The 18689-nt window shown below is 41.7% G+C and carries 15 protein-coding genes; 6 read left to right on the plus strand and 9 right to left on the minus strand.

The annotated features are described in order from the left end of the window. The 3 genes from ACRQ5D_RS17690 to ACRQ5D_RS17700 all read right to left on the minus strand — a co-directional run bounded on the left by ACRQ5D_RS17690 (nt 1) and on the right by ACRQ5D_RS17700 (nt 4097). The gene (locus ACRQ5D_RS17690; RefSeq protein WP_091163138.1) at nt 1-2769 is read right to left on the minus strand and encodes a TonB-dependent receptor; all 2769 of its coding nucleotides are present in this window, start codon (nt 2767-2769) and stop codon (nt 1-3) included. A 34-nt stretch (nt 2770-2803) separates the two neighbouring features. Further along, on the minus strand, nt 2804-3364 hold the full coding sequence (locus ACRQ5D_RS17695) for a carboxymuconolactone decarboxylase family protein (protein WP_091163139.1): 561 nt from the start codon (nt 3362-3364) through the stop codon (nt 2804-2806). A 184-nt stretch (nt 3365-3548) separates the two neighbouring features. After that, nucleotides 3549-4097, minus strand: coding sequence for a hypothetical protein (locus tag ACRQ5D_RS17700; protein WP_129571063.1), 549 nt, complete (start codon nt 4095-4097; stop codon nt 3549-3551). 279 nt (nt 4098-4376) lie between these two features. Here ACRQ5D_RS17700 and ACRQ5D_RS17705 point away from each other — a divergent pair, with 279 nt between their 5' ends. Continuing rightward, complete coding sequence (locus ACRQ5D_RS17705; protein ID WP_091163141.1) at nt 4377-4853, plus strand: organic hydroperoxide resistance protein; 477 nt, start codon at nt 4377-4379, stop codon at nt 4851-4853. A gap of 101 nt (nt 4854-4954) precedes the next feature. Here the strand turns inward: ACRQ5D_RS17705 and ACRQ5D_RS17710 are convergent, their stop codons facing one another. The 6 genes from ACRQ5D_RS17710 to ACRQ5D_RS17735 all read right to left on the minus strand — a co-directional run bounded on the left by ACRQ5D_RS17710 (nt 4955) and on the right by ACRQ5D_RS17735 (nt 9055). Continuing rightward, a complete protein-coding gene (locus ACRQ5D_RS17710) occupies nt 4955-5635 on the minus strand; it encodes a metal-dependent hydrolase (RefSeq protein WP_091163142.1) in 681 nt (226 codons plus the stop codon). Nucleotides 5636-5661: 26 nt separating this feature from the next. Further along, entirely contained in the window at nt 5662-6084 is a 423-nt protein-coding gene (locus ACRQ5D_RS17715) for a hypothetical protein (protein ID WP_091163143.1), read from the minus strand. A gap of 232 nt (nt 6085-6316) precedes the next feature. Further along, nucleotides 6317-7117, minus strand: a complete 801-nt coding sequence (locus ACRQ5D_RS17720; protein ID WP_091163144.1) for a DUF1223 domain-containing protein — start codon at nt 7115-7117, stop codon at nt 6317-6319. Between the two features lie 171 nt (nt 7118-7288). After that, nucleotides 7289-7543 carry a LytTR family transcriptional regulator DNA-binding domain-containing protein gene (locus ACRQ5D_RS17725; RefSeq protein WP_431200096.1) on the minus strand — a complete coding sequence of 85 codons (255 nt, stop codon included), beginning with the start codon at nt 7541-7543 and terminating at the stop codon, nt 7289-7291. Nucleotides 7544-7581: 38 nt separating this feature from the next. Then, a complete protein-coding gene (locus tag ACRQ5D_RS17730; protein ID WP_431200097.1) occupies nt 7582-8049 on the minus strand; it encodes a LytR/AlgR family response regulator transcription factor in 468 nt (155 codons plus the stop codon). Next, nucleotides 8030-9055 carry a sensor histidine kinase gene (locus ACRQ5D_RS17735; RefSeq protein ID WP_091163146.1) on the minus strand — a complete coding sequence of 342 codons (1026 nt, stop codon included), beginning with the start codon at nt 9053-9055 and terminating at the stop codon, nt 8030-8032. Before ACRQ5D_RS17735 ends, ACRQ5D_RS17730 begins: the two co-directional genes overlap by 20 nt. A gap of 394 nt (nt 9056-9449) precedes the next feature. Here ACRQ5D_RS17735 and ACRQ5D_RS17740 point away from each other — a divergent pair, with 394 nt between their 5' ends. The 5 genes from ACRQ5D_RS17740 (at nt 9450) to ACRQ5D_RS17760 (ending at nt 18457) form a co-directional block, all read left to right on the plus strand. Then, on the plus strand, nt 9450-9989 hold the full coding sequence (locus tag ACRQ5D_RS17740) for an RNA polymerase sigma-70 factor (RefSeq protein ID WP_175489876.1): 540 nt from the start codon (nt 9450-9452) through the stop codon (nt 9987-9989). 84 nt (nt 9990-10073) lie between these two features. Further along, a complete protein-coding gene (locus ACRQ5D_RS17745; RefSeq protein ID WP_091163147.1) occupies nt 10074-11141 on the plus strand; it encodes a FecR family protein in 1068 nt (355 codons plus the stop codon). 194 nt (nt 11142-11335) lie between these two features. After that, nucleotides 11336-14704, plus strand: a complete 3369-nt coding sequence (locus ACRQ5D_RS17750) for a TonB-dependent receptor (protein WP_091163148.1) — start codon at nt 11336-11338, stop codon at nt 14702-14704. A gap of 4 nt (nt 14705-14708) precedes the next feature. After that, nucleotides 14709-16187 carry a RagB/SusD family nutrient uptake outer membrane protein gene (locus ACRQ5D_RS17755; protein ID WP_091163149.1) on the plus strand — a complete coding sequence of 493 codons (1479 nt, stop codon included), beginning with the start codon at nt 14709-14711 and terminating at the stop codon, nt 16185-16187. A 74-nt stretch (nt 16188-16261) separates the two neighbouring features. Then, the gene (locus ACRQ5D_RS17760) at nt 16262-18457 is read left to right on the plus strand and encodes an alpha-N-acetylglucosaminidase (protein ID WP_091163150.1); all 2196 of its coding nucleotides are present in this window, start codon (nt 16262-16264) and stop codon (nt 18455-18457) included. Nucleotides 18458-18689 lie beyond the last annotated feature (232 nt).

Here is an 18689-nt window from a genome sequence, read left to right on the forward strand (position 1 = left end):
CTATTTTAAAAGGTCATCAAATACTATTGAAACATAATAAATGGCGCCAATTGCCGGCGAACCATACGATTGGTAAATGCGGTTGTTGAAGATATTGCTGCCTCCCAGTTTAACGGTTGATTTAAGTTTTGGCAGTTTTTTGCTGAACTGCAGATCAACAACTGAATAGGCATCTACACGGCCCGGACGGGTGCCGTTGAATGTACCATACCAGTCGTAAGCAGTTTGCCAGTGCCATGCCGCGTTAAAACCGAAATCATTGATTACGTTGCTGTTGCCAAACGTAGCGTTAGTGCTCCATTTTGGTGTATTGAAAGCCGCAATATTGTTAGGATTAGCGTTGCGAAGGTTAAACACCGATAAAGTTGCGTTACCACCTAAAGCGTAACCGCCATTAAGCAGATAGGTCAACCCCGCGCTTGCTCCTTGTGCCGATACTTTATCAGGTGCGTTAGTATACAACTGAAACGCGTGTACTTTACCATTGGGAATGTCAGTTGCTGAAGCGGTTGTAACCTGGCCATCAGAACCAAGAATTGGGTTGCTCGGCTGGATAACCACGGTATTCAGGATAAAGTTGGTGTAGCTGCTGTAATAGTAGTTTACATCAATCAATAATTTATCCATCATCAAGCCTTTGTAGCCCAGCTCAAACGCTTTCTGTTGCTCTGGTTTGATATACGCTACACTTGCTTTTTGTAGGAGGCTCTTATTTTGTTCAATAGCTTGCGGAAATGGTGTCCCACTTTGTACCGCTTTGCCAAACGCTGCACCAAAGGCACTTACCGATGATGAAGTGAACGAGTTTTCATAAACGTTTAAGCCCTTGCTGTTATTAGGCGCGCCACCCAAAATAGTGATAGGGCCTACGTTAAGGTGGATAAACTGATCAACCGGGGTTGGGTTCCTGAAACCGGTTTGATATGATGCCCTGAAGTTTGAGGTTTTATCAACCGTATAAACTGCCGAAACACGAGGAGTGAAGCTGCCTTTAAAGTTTTCGTTTTTATCATAACGGATAGAAGCTGTTAGTTTCAGGTTGTCATCAAACAGTTTTTTGCCGGCTTGTAAAAATGAGCCGTACTCTTTAATGGTTACACGATTTACCTTATCATCAAACAAACTGCCATTGGTAAACATCCTGTAATCGCGGAAACTGCCGCCTGCCAAAAGCTCAAACACTTTTATGGCGCTGGTAAAATCATACTGGCCTTCGGCATGGTAAAATTTACTGTTACTGAAAACACCTGCGCCACTTAATCCATAATTATGAATTGATGCATTCTTAGCATTGTTAAATTCTGTTGTACCCGGTAAAAAGCGACCCTGGTCGGCAAAAGTCCTTGCGGCGGAATTGCTGTTTGGTGTAACGCCACTTACCGAACCGTTAAATGCTGCGGCATAGCGGGTAAACCAGGTATCATCGGCTTTATCAGGTGTTACGGTGTTGCCATTAAGGTCTTTTACCCAATCGCGGTTAATGAACTGAGCCAGTGAGCGGGTATTGTATGAGTCGTGTGAATTTTCTTCAACCGAGTAGCCGCGAACGAAGAAGTTGCTGCCTTTTAACTCAATCCTGTGTGTTTGCAAAACAAAGTTATTCAGGTCGAAACGGCTGCTGCCTGTATAGCTTGCAGTACCGCGACCGTAGTTGTATTGGTAGATTGCCTCCAGATTATTGTTGAAGCGGTATTGTAATGCGCCGTTAAGTTTAAGGCTGTAAACGTTGTAGTTCATTAGGTCTTTTTCTTCATAACCAGTTCTGGAAACAAGGCCAATTCCCGGTAAGGTTTTTGTAACCTCATCTCCATAAATGTTAAGTGCATCGCGGCCAGGGTTATTGGGGCCGCGCTGAGCGGCTGGAGTTGATGCGCTTACGTCGGTATAGTTATCGGCATACCAGTCGCGCCCGGTAAGGTATGAGGCGTTGATTTTAAACGCGAATTTATCATTGAATGCTTTGGCATAACGGGCTGCAAAGTCATATAAGCCCTGCGGCTTAACAACCGATTCGCCAAAGTGGTTGAGACCGCTTTTTACCTGTACGGTTAATCCCTGGTATTTAAACGGATCTTTGGTTTTAAGCGAAAGTAAGCCGTTAAAAGCTACCGGACCATACAATGCCGAAGCCGCGCCCGGAATAACTTCCACACTTTCGATATCAATATCCGAAGCGCCAAAAAGGTTACCTACCGAAAAGTTTAAACCGGGGGTTTGATTATCCACACCATCAACCAGTTGTAAAAAACGGCTGTTACCTGTGCTGTTAAAGCCGCGTGTGTTGATCTGTTTGTAGGTTAAACTGCTGGTAACGGCTTCGAGGCCTTTCAGGCTCTGTAATCCATCGTAAAATGTGAATGAAGGGTTTTCCTTAATGGCCTTAAGGCTCATTTTTTCGATACTTACCGGCGATTGTAAAATGCTTTGGTTGATACGGGTAGCCGATGATACCACCTCATTAAGCACAATTGCCTTTTGTATTAGCTTGACGCTGATATTGTTATTGGCAGATGTTATCTGGCTTTCCTGCACTTCAAAGCCTACTGCCGATATAATGATAGTAAAGGGCAGCTTCAATTTATTGGCATTTAAAGTATAGTTACCCTTTGAATCAGTAGTGGTGCCTGTAAGTTTTCCTTTAACAGCGATACTTGCGCCGGATACAGGTTTGCCTGTAGCTGCATCGGTAATGTTGCCCGTTATTTTAATGTCCTGTGCAAACAGGTTTATTGAGCTGAGCAGTAATATGATGAATAAAAGTTTTTTCATTGTGATTGGGTTTTACTTCAAATGAGGATTAGGGTTATTTTTTTAAATGATCATAGCCTTGTGGCAGGCGGGTATAGCCATGGTTTACTAATCGCTCGGCCAGTATGTTGTAATAGCCGGCATCAGCAGGTAAGGCTGTGGCCAATCCGTCAACATAGCGGTTGTAATAGCAAAACAGGGCAGCTATGAGCACGGTATCATGGATCTCGATATCGGTAGCTCCGGCAGCTTTGGCACGGTCGATGGCTTCGGTAGTTACATTCCGGCCATTTTGGGCAGTTAGCTTTGCAATGGTAAGCAAAGCTTTCATTTTTTCGGTAACCGGGGCAGTTTCAATGTTTTCCTTTACTTTTTGCGCTGTTTCAGCTTCACCTGCAAGTAGGTCGGCCGCGGCGGTGTGAGCGGTAGTGCAAAAGGTGCATTGGTTGTTGTGTGATACCACTGTGGCGATCAGCTCACGATCGGCTTCAGACAAGGTTGATGGCCCGCGCAATAAAAACTGTGTAAGGTTACGGATAGGTTGTGCCGCTTCTTTGGCATACTCCAGCAGGCCGGTAATGCCCGGCAAATGGCTTTCAAGTGTAATGTAAGGCATTTTAATAAATTGAATGTTTATAGGTTGGGAGAGGATGTATCGTCTGGAGATTACTAATCTTATCGATATGTTGTTATTTTCATAACTCTTGAGCCACGAATAAACTATCGACAGAAATAAATAATAACACAGCGGTAGAGTGGCACAGCCGCTACCCTAAGAAATGAACTAAAACAGGAGAAGATTAACAAACGGCCTTTGGCGGTTGCTCGGGGATATCCTGGTGAGCAGGAATTAACTGTTGAACTATGTGAGCAACAATTTGTTGAGTATATTTTATAGGGCAGCCAAACTCAAAATGTACAAAAGTGAAATTGAGGTTATCCTGCATAATTATTTTACCAAAGGGTACATGCTCCTTTTGCGGTACCGGGTTTTCTTTTATATCCTTTGCGTTAATAATGTTTTTATCGGCCAGCTGGGTGGTTTCGTAGTTTGGGATGCACATCAAATAAATTGCGCGACTGGTTACGCGCATTTTTTGATAATTGTAGCTGTTGTTGCCAAACCGGATCTGCCCATGAATATTTTCGTAGTTTTTCCAGTCGGTTATGCCAGGCATGTTTACCGGGATTACTACCTCGGTAAGGTCTTTCACATTGTAAAAGCCTTTGGCAGTTTGTTCGGCAAAGTATTTATTGCTTTTGTAAACCATGAACTGATGCAATGCCAGTTGCCCGCCTATATTAAGCAGGTGAAAACCGAGCAGCATTAGGGCAATAAACTTCTTCAATTGGTTTACGAATAATGAGTGGCTTAAAATTGCTGTTTATAAACGCAGTATCCAAATTTATTTAGAATAATTACGCGTAATGTGTAGCTGGTTTTCTTATTCTTTACCGGTTGTGATTAAAAGTTTCAATAGCTCTCGTACTGGTTGAACTTTCGGCTTAAAGAATGTCTTGTTCACGACATGGCTTGTCCGGTTCACATAGTTAGTGATAGGGCACCGGGCGATATCAGGGTATCTTTGAGCATACAAAAAACAAAAATTAATTAAATAAATAACACAATGGAAACTATTGAAGAATCAGGTATCAACAAGATCAAGGTTATCGAAGATATCTCACCTAATAAAATCGACAAAGTATTATATACAGGTAAAGTTCGTACCGTTGGCGGTCGCGACGGTGGTTCATCTGTTAGTACCGATGGCCAGTTGGATATCAAACATTCAACTCCCGGAACCCCTAAACCAGGCACTAACCCCGAGCAATTATTTGCAGCAGGCTGGTCAGCATGTTTTGAAGGTGCCATCGGTATTGCTGCTGCTAAAAAACGGATTGCCCTTCCTGCCGAACTGGCTATTGATGCAGAAGTGGATTTGGGTATTACCTCAGGTGCATACTTCCTGCAAGCCCGTTTAAATGTAAGTTTGCCAGGTTTGGATGTTGAAGTAGCCAAAGCATTGATTGAAGAAGCACACCAAACATGTCCTTATTCAAAATTGACTTACGGTAATATCAATGTTGAGATCAATTTAGTATAATTCGCCCCCTTCCGTCCCCCTAAAGGGGGTACTTTAAAAGCAACAAAGATGCCTTCCCAATTTAATTAGGAAGGCATCTTTGTATTCAAGAAAACTAAAGTTTAAATTTCTATACTCTCGCCAATACCCGGTAAAAATAATTTTAATCCGGCTTTTTCAAACTCACTAACAGCTTCGTCTTTATCTATTTTAATAAAGCCAAAGGTATCATAATGAACTCCCAAAACTTTATTGGCCTTAACAAGCTTTGCCGCTTCAATGGCATCTTCAACGCCCATCGTTAACATGTCCCCGATAGGAAAAACCGCGAAATCGAGATCAACCCATTTGGCCACCAGTTCCATATCTAAGGTGAGACCGGTATCGCCGCTGTAATACAGATTGCCATCATCAGTCGTTAATGCATAACCACAGGCTACACCGGCATAGCTACCATCTGGAAAGCTGGCAGAGTGTTGGGCAATGAATGATTTTGCAGTACCGAAATCAAAAGTCACCTTGCCGCCAGGGTTTAAAGGATGCACATTTTTAACGCCTTTTTTGCTGAAGTAATCATACACCTCATAAATACCCACAACCATAGCGCCTGTACGGTTGGCTATAGTTTCTACATCCAAAATATGATCGTAATGCCCGTGCGATACAAAAATGTAATCAGCTTTAATTTCATCAATGTTAATTTCTTTTGCCAATTCGTTACCTGTAATAAAGGGATCAAACAAAATGTGTTTACCTCCGGCTACTACCGAGAAGCATGAGTGACCGTAATAGTTGAGTTTCATTGGTTTGTTTTTTATGTTAATGATGATTAGTTTAAGAGCGGAGTTAAGGCGTTTAAGACAGGCATTGGCAATAGCTTAAAATGATCGTAGGCTGCGTAGGTAAATTTACCTGTTATATTGTTTATTTTAGGATGTAGAAATGTCATCTTTTTTGACATGATAGTATCAGCCGGGGAATAAGCTGAGTACGAATCAGTTTTTTTGTTAAAGCCGGTAAGAAGCGTGCTTCCCGCTTGATTTTGTTTACTGGTATTAGCACCCGGCAACCTGAATTCCGGCGATAATTGTGAAGCATCAAAGCGGCCTATTTCAGATGAATAGTTGCGTCCACTCGCTGGCAGGTTTATTTTAAAAGTAAATGCCCGCTCGGTACAATTTAGTTCGTTTGCCTGGGCATAAACCCCAATGCTTAAAAATGTTGCTATGGCAATTAGCAGTAATGTTTTCATGATAGTATTTATTAAAAACAGGATCGGCCCTGCGAAGGGCCGATCCTGTTTATGTTAGATTTAGTTATTTTCCACCGGTTTTTTCTCTTTCCCGGAACGCAGATCAATTCACAATCCTGCGGGTTACGTTCAAACGGTGCCCTTGTCAGGAATGATAAAGAGAACAGTGACAAGAATCCCATTAATAACCGGCCTTGTTTCAACTTGCTCATGATTTTTGAATTTATAGTTGTTATATTTTGGCTACAGCTTCATTGGTTAAAACTGCTTTTGTTGCGGTTAAAACCTCACCATTATCTTTGTTTTGTATAAAGCCTACTACTTCCCATTCTTGCTGGTTAAATTCTTTAGGAACGCTAATAATGGTTTGGCTTGTTTTTACCTGGCTTAGGGCAACTGTTTTTAAGTCGCGTACAATTTGGGCGTGTGATAAGGTTCTGCCTTCGTTTTCGCCGCGGGCAACTTTGCTGATGGCTGTTTTTTGTACAATGGCTATCAGCAATTGTTGGTTATCAGTGTTGCCCGATAGTTCGTAATTTACAGCAAGCTTATCGCCGGTTTGTTGTGCTTTTAAGGAAACCTGAGCGGCTTGTGTGGTTGTTAGTGCATTCGAAATCGCTTCACGAAGTGCCGGCTCATCCGAGCCAACCATCTCAGTTTTACCATTAACTATAACTTGGGGTGTATAAACCTGGGCATTTAAATGGTAGCTATATTCTTTTTGGCGTTTTGAAAACATGGCATTGCTGAATGCATCTTTCCAGCCGAGGTTATTCCAATAGTCCACATGGTAAGCCAATATGTAAACGGGTTTGTCCTCTGAGTCTTTTTGGATCCTCGCCAGCAATTCATCAGCAGGAGGACAACTTGAACATCCCTCTGAAGTAAACAATTCTACCAAAGCAAAACCTTTTTCGGGAGTAGCGGCGTTTTCAGTTTTAGGGGCATTTATTTTACGATTAGCGTAAGCTGCTGTAGCGAGTGCCAGTGCCACGGTACCAACGCAAAAGCTAAAAATTTTTAAGGTTTTCATATTTCTTGATTTTTTATTTACTTCAAAATTATACCCTAAATAGCCGCAGAAACAGCATAAAAAAGCCCAACCAGACATATCTACAGTTCAGTTGGGCATTTGTTAAGTCGAAAGTCTTGAGTCAGAAATCGTTTTACTTAGGACTTAAGACTCAAGACATCGGACTTAAAACTATCTATTCTCGAGCCAGCTTAAAAATACCGGCGCTTTTTCTTTATTGATGAGTAATTTCTCGGGAGTTGGAATGGTTAGTTTCACAAACAGCTTACGCATAAAATAATGCTCCACCTCTTTTATCGCACTGAAGTTAACTATGTATTGCCTGTTGAGCCTGAAGAACTGCTCCTGCGAGAGCTGACCGCTGATCTGATCAAGCGACTGGTTAACCACATATTCCTGCTGATCAAAAGTCATGATGGTCGACAATTCGTTACGGATGTAAAAGAAAGCGATATCATTGGTAGCTATCGTGATGTACTTATTGTTTTTAAATACCAGGAAGCTTTTTTACCTGCCGGAGGAGTAATCTGCGATAACAGGCTGCTGATATCCGGCTGCGAGCCTTGCTGAAAGAAATTTCGCAGTTCATCTACCTTTTTAAAAGCATCGGCAATATCTGTTTTTGAGAAAGGCTTGAGCACATAATCAACGCTGTTGGCCTTAAATGCCTCTAACGAATATTCATCAAACGCAGTGCAGAAAATAATAGGGCAGTACACCTTTACCAATTTAAAGATCTCAAAACACAACCCATCCGAAAGCTGGATATCCATAAAAATAAGATCGGGCTGCCTGTTCTCTGAAAGATAGGCAACCGAGCTTTCAACGCTCTGAAGCTTCGCAATTATTTTTGAGTGCGGCCTTAATTCTAATATGATACCTTCAAGCGAGCGGGCCGCTTTTAGTTCGTCTTCAATTATGATAATGTTCATGTATAATAGGTAGTTTAACTTTGAATATTTTATCTTCAGATATGATCTCTATGTGTTTATCAAGCAGGTGATCGTAGCGTAGATTAATGTTCTTAAGTCCAACACCTGTTGATGGTTCTTCAAAACGCTTTGGTTTTATTTCGTTTTCCATAACGATGTTTTCACCTTCAGCATAAAGCTTAATATGCAACGGATGATCCAGCGATACCACATTGTGTTTAATACAGTTTTCTATCAATAGCTGCAGCGTGAATGGGGGGATTAGCGTACCGCGATATTGTTCATGTATAGTATTAGTGAAAATAAAACCGTCTTCAAACCTGGCTTTAAGTAAAAAATTGTAAGCTTCTACAATTTCCAGTTCTTCGGATAAATGAATAAGGTCTAACCTGCGGCTTTCAAGCGTAAAACGATAAAAATTTGAAAGTTTAAGGATGAAATCTACCGAGTGTTGGTCATTGGTCTCAACCATCGCCTTTAGGGTATTGAGACTGTTAAACAGGAAATGCGGGTTGATCTGCTGTTTCAACAGTTCATATTGTGCGCCAAGGTTATCGGCCTTGATGCGTTCCAGCTCAACGTTAACCTGCTGGTTTTGGTAGTTTTGGTACAACAGGTTTATAAGCATATAAAATACGAGGTTAATAAGTATACCCCTTACCTCAATCATCAGCATTACCGGGCCGAAATTTAAATGCGTTAATATCAGTTGCTGTATGTAGGCTAAGGCCAGCATTACCCCCATACCTATCAGCAGTGTTGTAAGAAGCCGGGAATACGAGATGCTTTTATTCAGTTGTTTATTGCCCGATTGCTTTGGCAGCGTATAGATATTATAGTACCATACAAACAGTGAAAAAGAAGCGGTAACAGCCGAATTCACTGCCGCTTCAGCGGGTTTAAAATGGCGTTCGGCTATTTGGGGAACAGAGGCCAGCAGGCCAAGGAAAATTGAACTGCTCCATATAATTCCGGGGGAAATTTTAAATGTAGTGTTATTTTTCATTTACTGTAAACGGGTTTACGGAAATACGGACAGTTGCCGGGCAAATATAGAGTTAATTACGGCCTGTGAGCCAAATCCACCTTCATGATGCTGAAAGGGAAGCTAATGTTAATCTGTTTTGACCAAACACTTTAATTATTTTACGTTTTTGAGGGCTAAGATATAATCACCCGGGCTGTTGAATTATAAATTTATAGTTAAACCGGGCATTTGCCTTCCTGAATCAGACATTTGGAAACATGAAAAACCAATGTCAAATAAAAGAATATCGTAGACAGATTAATTCTTTTACAGGTTTTCTAAATCAACCTAAAATAGTTTGGATCAAGATTTTTTACTTAAAATTGTACATTATTTCAGTTAACTGTTCCCGTTAAAAGCAAGCCGCTCAACATTGGAGATTAAAGAACTTATAGATTCTATTCATTACAACAATGATGAATCTGCCTTTAATGAATTGTATAAGCTGCTGATCAATAATCTTAATCAGTTTGCCTGGTCCTTTTTGGGCGATAAGGAAGCTTGCGAAGAGATCATCAATGACCTTTTTGTAAATATCTGGACAGGCCGCCACAAGCTTAACAAGATCTCGAACCCTAAAGTATACTTTTATGTGGCTATAAAAAATGCCTGTCTTAACCATATCCGAAGCAACACCTCAAAAAGAAACCGCGATGCTCAACTTGCCGAAACCTATTATTTTCATTTATCGGTTGATCCCGCGCAATTGCTCATCAGCAAAGAGCTGCAGGCCGGAGTTTTAAACGCTGTAAACAGTTTGCCGCCCCGTTGTAAGCTCATTTTTAAAATGGTTAAAGAGGATGATCTCTCCTGCAATGAGGTAGCCGATATCCTTGGCCTGTCGAACAAAACGGTTTTTGCGCAACTGGCTATCGCCCTGAAAAAACTTGACGAGGCGCTGGGGAATAAATAGGTTAATCCCCCTCAAAAAAATATTTTAATTTCTTTTAGGAAAAACCGGGAACTGCCGTGTCCTTAATGCAGAATACCAATTACTATGAGCAAATCCAGGTTTATTGAGTTAATGGCCAAAAGCATGGGCAAAACTGCCAGTGCTGAAGAATTGACCGAACTCGACATGTTTCTTGAACAATTTCCCGACTATAAAAAAACGTATAATGTTACCAATGCTTTAAAAGGAAACGGCACTGAAGCAACAGAAACAAAACCAGAAGAGATTAACGGAAACCTGGAGGAAATCTGGAACCGAATTAAAAACTTGAACGAAAATTCGGCGAATGATACTAAGATAAAACCAATGTTCAGGTGGCAATGGGTTGCTGCAGCGGTACTGGTGCTTGTTACTACGGGAGTTTTATTTTATAACAGAGCGGCACAGCAGGATACTTTAACCGTCGAAAATATATTACATGAAATTCATGTGCCTTATGGTAAAACCGAAAAGCTCAAATTGCCCGATGGGACACAGGTTACGCTAAATGCGGGCAGTACTTTTTCGTACCCCGAGGCTTTTGAGAAAAACAGCCGGGATGTAAGCCTTACCGGCGAAGGTTTTTTTGAGGTAACTAAAAATTCTAAGAGACCTTTTCTGGTACATACTGCCAGACTTGTTGTAAAGGTATTGGGAACCGTTTTTAACGTAAAAGCCTACAATAACGATAAAACTGTAGAAACAACATTGCTAAAAGGTAAAGTACAGGTTGAATTAAAAAACAATCCCGAGAAAAAGATCATCCTGTTGCCTAACGAAAAGCTGATTGTTATTAATAACCGGGAACCACAAAGTGTAAAACCCAAAGAGGGAAAAATTGAATACCAGGTAACCGAACTGCCTGATGTTAAGCCGAACGAAGTGAAAGAAACAGCCTGGGTTGATAACCGCATCCTGTTCACCAACGAAATGTTTGAAGATGTGGCTGCTCAAATTGAACGCAAATACAACGTGCAGGTTGTGTTTGAAGATCGGGCGCTTCGTACCGAGCAGATAAGCGGGTTACTTGATAAAGAGACGTTGAAGGAGGCTTTGGGCATTATTGAATTGACCACACCGTTCAATTTCAGGGTTGATGGACAAACGGTTTATCTGTCAAAGAAAGATAAATAAAAACAAAATAAACTAACTAACCACTAATTAACAGCTTATGATATTGAAAACTTACCTGTCAGATTCCTGAAACATCCTCAAATAAACAAGGGAAGAGCTGCCACTCCTCCCCGCAAACAAATAGGATTTTATTAACGGAGTAAGCTATTGTAACACAGCACTTACTCCATCCATTTATTTTCAAAACAAATGTAATGAAAAAAACAAGAAGGGTGTTCCCGCTTCGTGGCGCGCCCGTGTGTCTCAAAGTTATTTTGCTGATGAAAGCAGTATTTTTATTGGTCATGGTTACCTGTGTGCAAGTTTCTGCAAAAGTGTACTCACAGCAGAAATTTACACTTAACCTAAAGCAGGCCGAAGTAAGTAGTGTCCTTACCAAAATTCAAAAACAAAGTGATTACCGTTTCTTTTACAACTATGCCAGTATTAAAAAGTTGGGCAGGGTTGATGTGGATGTAAAAGACGCAACAATTGATGAGCTGCTTGCCGTTATTATTGATGATAAGCTTTCCTACAAAATGAATGATGATCATGTAGTGATCATCGCCAACCAGGAGGATGCCAAAAGCCTTGCCCTTATAAAAGGAAAAGTTGTTGATGCCAAAGGCGAACCGCTTATTGGTGTAAACATTAGGCTTCAAGGGACTAACCAGGGCACCACTACCGATGCAAATGGTAATTTCAGTATCGATGCCCCTGTAAACGGTGTGTTGGAAATCTCTTATATCGGGTATGAAAAGAAGGTTGTTACAATAACCGGAAGCCAAACTTTAAATATCACCCTGGTTGCCTTGCCATCTGCCTTGACCGAAGTTGTGGTTGTTGGTTATGGTACCAGCAAAAAGGTTGATGTTACGGGTGCAGTAGCAAGCGTTAAAGGATCGGATATTCAAAACTTGCCTGTTAGTACAGCGGCTCAGGCTTTAGATGGTCGTGCAAGTGGTGTAAGTATTGTTCGTAACGATGGTTCACCTGGCGCTGCGCCGAGCATCAGGATCCGTGGAACAGGTACAGTGAATGATGCCAATCCGTTAATTGTAATTGACGGTGTACCTACCAGTAACCCTGACGCGTTAAGTGACATTAACCCTAATGATATTGCCAGCGTTGACATTTTGAAAGATGCTTCATCAAGCGCTATTTACGGTACCCGTGCTGCAAACGGTGTAGTTTTGGTAACCACAAAAAGAGGTACCTATAATCAAAAGCTTGCAACAGCATTTAATTTCTACAGTGGTTTTTCTAACACAACTAAATATCTTAGCCTGTTAACTGCTCCACAGCTTTATCAGCTAAAAAGAGAGCGTTATACCAATGATGGTGTTGCTATTGACGCGCCATGGGATGATAGTTATTATGCTACACAAAGAACCGACTGGCAAAGGGCTATTATGGGTACCGGACATGTAACCAATGGCGATGTTAGTATTCAAGGCGGTAACGATGCTTCAAACTATTACTTTTCAAGCTCTATTTATAATGAGGATGGTATTATTGATAAAACCAACTTCAAACGATACAGTACACGTATCAATTCCGAGCATAAGATAACTTCGTGGTTAAAGCTGGGAGAGAACGTTCAACTGACCTACGGTAATAACAATGGCTTTGATAACAATAATTCGCAAACAGGTTTGATATTTTCGGCTCTGCGTTTTAACCCGGCTATACCACTGGTAAATCCTGATGGTACTTACGGTACATCAAAGGCTTTTGCTAATCAGTTGGGTGATATCAACAGTCCCTATGCTACTATCCAAATGGCCGACAGGTACACTAAAAAGTACAGGGCATTGGCCAACGCGTTTGCTGAAATTACCTTTTTAAAGGAGCTGAAATTGAAAGTTAACTATGCCTTTGACGGTACATTTATCCGCAATTATAATTTTAGTATCGCAGATAATAATCAAACAAGGCCAAATCCAAATTCTACTTTAACCCAATCTGAAGAGGAAGTATCGTCACAGTTGCTTGAATCTTTTCTTACGTATGATAAGGTGTTTGGCAAAAATCACGTAACTTTTACAGGTGGTTATTCTTATCAAAACTTTAAAGATTACGGTTTTAACGCTCAAAGGGTTGGTTATGACGATACCGATCCCGATCAACGGGTGCTTAACCAGGGCAATGGCCAATTCAATTCAAATATCTTGCCTCAGCCATCTTCATTACAGTCGGGCTTTGCAAGGTTATTTTATGATTTTGACAGCAGGTACCTGGCAACCGTTACTTTTCGTGCAGACGGTTCTTCCAAATTTGCGCCCGGCAAACAGTGGGGGTACTTTCCTGCATTTTCCTTGGGCTGGAGAATTACCAGTGAAAAATTCATGAAAAATATCACCTGGGTTAATAACTTGAAATTGACGGGTGGTTATGGTGAGTTGGGTAATCAAAATGTACTGCCTTTTCAGTATCTAAGCTTGATCAAAATTGGCAGTACTTATGAAAATGGTGGTTATGCCTTTGGTGGCACGGGAGTAAGTGGTGCAGCTGTTACAAGTATTGCAAATCCGGATATTACTTGGGAGCGTACTGCTATGACCAACATTACCCTTGATGCTGGTTTCCTGAATAACCAGTTAAATACCACACTTACGTATTTCAATAAGAATACTAAAGATATGTTGATATCACCGCCGGTAGTAGGTTCAGCGGGTTCGGTAGCTATTCCAAATCAAAACATCGGTACAATGAATAACAAAGGTGTCGAAGTTGAAATTAACTATCAAGGCGGCGATAAACTAAAATATTCATTCGGTGCCAATGCTTCGTTTATCAAAAATAAGGTAACTAAACTTAATGGAGAAGGCACTTTCATTGGTTCGACAGTTTACGGGCGTTCAAGCCAGGAAATCTCAAGAACATATCAGGGTCAGCCGATAGCTTCTTTTTACGGATGGAAAACAAATGGCCTTTACCAAACCCAGGCAGAAATTGATAACGATCCGGCGCTTAAAAATGATTCGCGTAAGGCTAATATCAAACCCGGCGATGTGCGCTTTCTGGATTTAAATGGCGATGGCCAGATTGATGGTAATGACCGCACCAATTTGGGCAATCCAAATCCTAATGCTACAGTTGGTTTGCAAGGCAGTCTTTCATACAAAGGTTTTGATTTTGCAGCAAACTTTACCGGCGTATTTGGTGTAAGCCTTTATAATGCCGATAGGATGCAAGGTATTGATCCAACCTATCCGTTTAATCTTTATGCCGAAGACATGAACCGCTGGACAGGGGCGGGCACAAGCAACTCGATCCCGCGTATGTCATTAGATCGTGCTAACGACAATTATCGCACATCCGACTTGTTTGTCGAAAGCGGGAATTACTTTGCCCTCAAAAACGCCACTTTAGGTTATACTTTACCTGCAAGCTGGGCTAAAAAAGCAACACTGAAAAGCGTAAGGTTATATGCATCAGGTCAAAACATATTTTTTATAACCAATTATAAGGGATACACGCCTGAGCTTGGTTATACTAACGGCAACCTGCAGCGTGGGGTTGATGTGGCCCAGTATCCTACGGTACGTACAATTACATTCGGTATAACTGCTAAACTTTAAAATCATGAAATCGAAAATTACAATATATATGGTTATAGGGCTGGCGTTACTCAACAGCGCCTGTAAAAAAGCACTTGACCTTAAACAACAAGGGGTTTATACCTCAGATAATTATTTCAGGAACGAAGTTGATGCTGTAAATGCGGTTTCCGGTATTTATAGCCTTTTGGAAGAAGAGGATTATGTTGGCCACGCGGAGGCTACATTTGATGTTCCATCTGACGATTACTGGCGTTCAGGTGATCATAGCGAAGATGAGGGCATTGAGAACTTAACTTATGATGCTTCAAATGCTGCCATCAGGTATCCATGGAAATGGAGGTATGAAACCATTAACCGGGCAACCAATTGCATCATTAACATCCCAAAGATCACCGCAATATCTACCGATATTAAAAATCGGAGTATGGGCGAAGCTTATTTTTTACGTGCCTTTGGCTACTGGCGTTTAATGATCATTCATGGCGATGTACCTATCATTACCGAAGATGATTACTCAAAACAAACTTTTAATGTTCCAAAATCGCCAATTGAAGAAGTACGAAAACAGATCGAGTCGGACTTGTTGAAAGCGGTGGATCTTTTGCCTGAAAGCTATGGCTCTGCCGACCGCGGCCGTGTAAGCAAAGGAACTGCATTGGGCTTATTAACCAAGCTTTACATGTATTGGGAAAAACTTCCTGAGGCAATTGCAACCGGTCAAAAAGTGATTTCCAATTCACATTACGCGTTGGCTGCTAACTACGCCGATAATTTTACCCGCGCTAATGAAACCAGCACCGAGTTGCTTTTTTCGATCCAGGCTGTACAAACCGTTGTGCAAAATGACTTTACAGTTTATTACATTCCAAGATCATGGAATGGTTATGGCTTTAGTCAGCCATTACAGGGACTTGCCAATGAGTTTGAGGCAGGTGATCCACGTAAACAGGCTACTTTATTAAGCGTTGGCGACAAGGTTGATCTGGGTGATGGCAAGGGCTTGACAACGTTTACCGCCGATCTTTCTGCTACTGGTTATGCATTTAAAAAGTACGCTGTATTTAATACTGAAGCTGATGGCGGCGGAGTTGACCACAGTTATGCTGTGCCTCTAATGCGTTCTGCGGATATTTATTTATTAGTTGCCGAAGCCTTGATCCGTACACAAGGTGCCGGAGCTGGTGACGCTTTGATCAATCAGATCAGGCATCGTGCATCTCCGTTGTTAAAGCCGGTTTCCGGAGCAGGTATGAAAGAGCTGATCCATGAGCGCCGTGTTGAGCTGGCTGGTGAAGACCAACGTCACCAGGATTTGATGCGTTGGGACAAAGCCAAAATTGTGGATATAGCTGCTATTTATAATCTGGCTGTTTCCAAAGCTCCGCTTGATCAAAACAAAACGGTAACCTTTGTTCGCCCTAAAAACTATTATTTCCCAATCCCGCAGGTTGAGATTGATAAGAGTAAAGGTGTGTTGGTGCAGAACCCTAATTTTAAATAATGATATCCTCATACCGGCAATAGGAGAGAGCCTTCTGTTGCCGGTATTTATTTCCAGCGTTTAACTATCTGTTGATGAGAAAGTGCTTACTTGTTGTTGCTATTATTTCATTGGGTTTTAAAGCCAATGCCCAGGTTGATCAGAAAGCCTCGTACGATTTTATTGAAAGAGTAATTGCCGGCAAAAGTAATTTGTTTGCTGTTGAGGCTATCCCCCAACAAAACGGCAAAGATGCGTTTGAGTTGGAAAGCCGCAACGGTAAAATTGTGTTGAGGGGTAACAATGGACTTTCAATAGCATCAGCATTAAACTACTATCTTAAAAATTATTGCTTTTGCGATATCGGCTGGAATGGCACTAATCTTAATTTGCCTGCTACCCTGCCTGTGGTTAAAGGTATTATCCATAAAACCACGCCTTATCAATATCGCTACTATTTAAACTATTGCACGTTTAATTACACCATGGCCTGGTGGGATTGGGAACGCTGGCAAAAAGAAATTGATTGGATGGCTTTGAACGGTATTAACCTGCCGCTGGCTATAACAGGTGAAGAAGCCATTTGGCAAACTGTTTATAAAGAAATGGGCTTTACCGATAAACAACTGGATGAATTTTTTAGTGGCCCCGCTTATTTTTCATGGTTCTGGATGGGGAATATCGACGCCTGGGGCGGCCCGCTGCCACAGCATTGGATGGACTCGCACAAGGCATTACAGAAAAAGATTTTGGAGCGTGAACGCTCATTTGGGATGACACCTGTTCTGTCGTCATTCACCGGCCACGTGCCGCCATCATTTAAAGACAAATTCCCCGGTGCCAAGATTAAAAGAACCAACTGGGATGCCGGTTTTCCCGATGTATTTATACTTGACCCCGACGATCCGATGTTTGAAACCATCGGTAAAAAATATATAGAAGCACAAACTAAAGAGTTTGGTACCGACCACCTGTACTCGGCCGATACTTTTAATGAAAACGTGCCGCCAACAAACGATTCAACCTACCTGGATGGCATGAGTAAAAAGGTATTCAACTCCATGGCCGCTGCTGATCCTAAAGCAATCTGGGTAATGCAGGGCTGGATGTTCCATTATAATAACAAATTTTGGCAGCCGCAACAAATTAAAGCTTTGCTTAACGCTGTACCTAATGAACAAATGATAGTGCTTGACCTGTACAGCGATGCCCACCCGGTTTGGAACCGTACCGAAGCTTATTACGGCAAACCGTGGATCTGGAGTATGCTCCAAAACTTCGGCGGGAATATCAGCCTGTTTGGTCGTATGCGCCATGTAGCTGCCGATCCTGCCATAGCCCTGCACGATCCCGAATCAAAAAATATGCGTGGTATTGGTGTTACACCCGAAGGTATTGAACAAAACCCAGCGCTGTTTGCCCTGATGCTGGAAAACGTTTGGCGCGATAACCCGATTGATGCCGATAAATGGGTTGCAAATTACGCTCAACGCCGTTACGGGCAGGTAAACAGCCAGGCCGGTGAAGCGTGGCACATGCTGTTAAATTCGGTGTACTCAGGCGGCTTAACCGAAGGCGGCCCAGAATCGATTATTGTGGCAAGGCCAACGTTGAAAAAATATATCGATAGGGTGCTTACCAAACTGGATTATGATCCCATGCAACTGGCTAAAGCATGGACATTACTTATAAACGCTGCCGACAGCCTGAAACAAAGTGATGGCTTTCAGTATGATTTGGTTGATGTAACACGGCAAGTATTAGCCAACTATGCAAGTCCGCTGCAACAAAAAATGGCTCAAGCTTATCAAAATAAAGATCAGCAACAGTTTAAATTATACAGCAGCCAGTTCTTGGAACTGATGGACGATATGGATGCTTTGTTGAGCACCCGTAAAGATTTCCTGTTAGGCAAATGGATCAACGAAGCCAGAGCTAACGGCGTAACCGATAAAGAGAAAAACCTGTATGAGTTTAACGCCCGTGACCTGGTTACCCTTTGGGGTGACAAAGAAAGTGGCCTGCGCGAATACTCAAACCGTCAATGGGCTGGTTTAATCAAAGGCTATTACAAACCACGCTGGGTAATGTACTTCGGTTTGCTGGATAAGTCATTATCAACCAAAACTGACTTTAATGCCGAAGCTTTTGATAAGCAGGTGAAAGATTGGGAATGGCAATGGGTGAACAAACATGATAATGCTTATACCGATGCTGCAAAAGGTGATGCCGTTGAAAAATCAAAGCAATTGTTTGCGAAGTATAATGCGATAATTTTGGGGACGCGATAAGAAGTTTAATAAAAACGATGTCATTTCGATAGAGCAGGGGAGGAATCGAGAACTGGGACGAAAGAGAAATCCTATACGCCCTACAAGGCACAGCATAGTTTAATGGAATGGCGTATAAGATTTCTCCTCACGCTACGCTTAGGCCATCACAAGTTCTGTCGAAATGACAGGAGTAAAAACATACAGATAAAGACTTACGAAGTTTTCAAAACTGCGTAAGTCTGGATTTTTG

It is taken from the genome of Mucilaginibacter sp. P25 (assembly GCF_050859465.1).
In the GTDB taxonomy this organism is placed as follows: domain Bacteria; phylum Bacteroidota; class Bacteroidia; order Sphingobacteriales; family Sphingobacteriaceae; genus Mucilaginibacter; species Mucilaginibacter gossypii.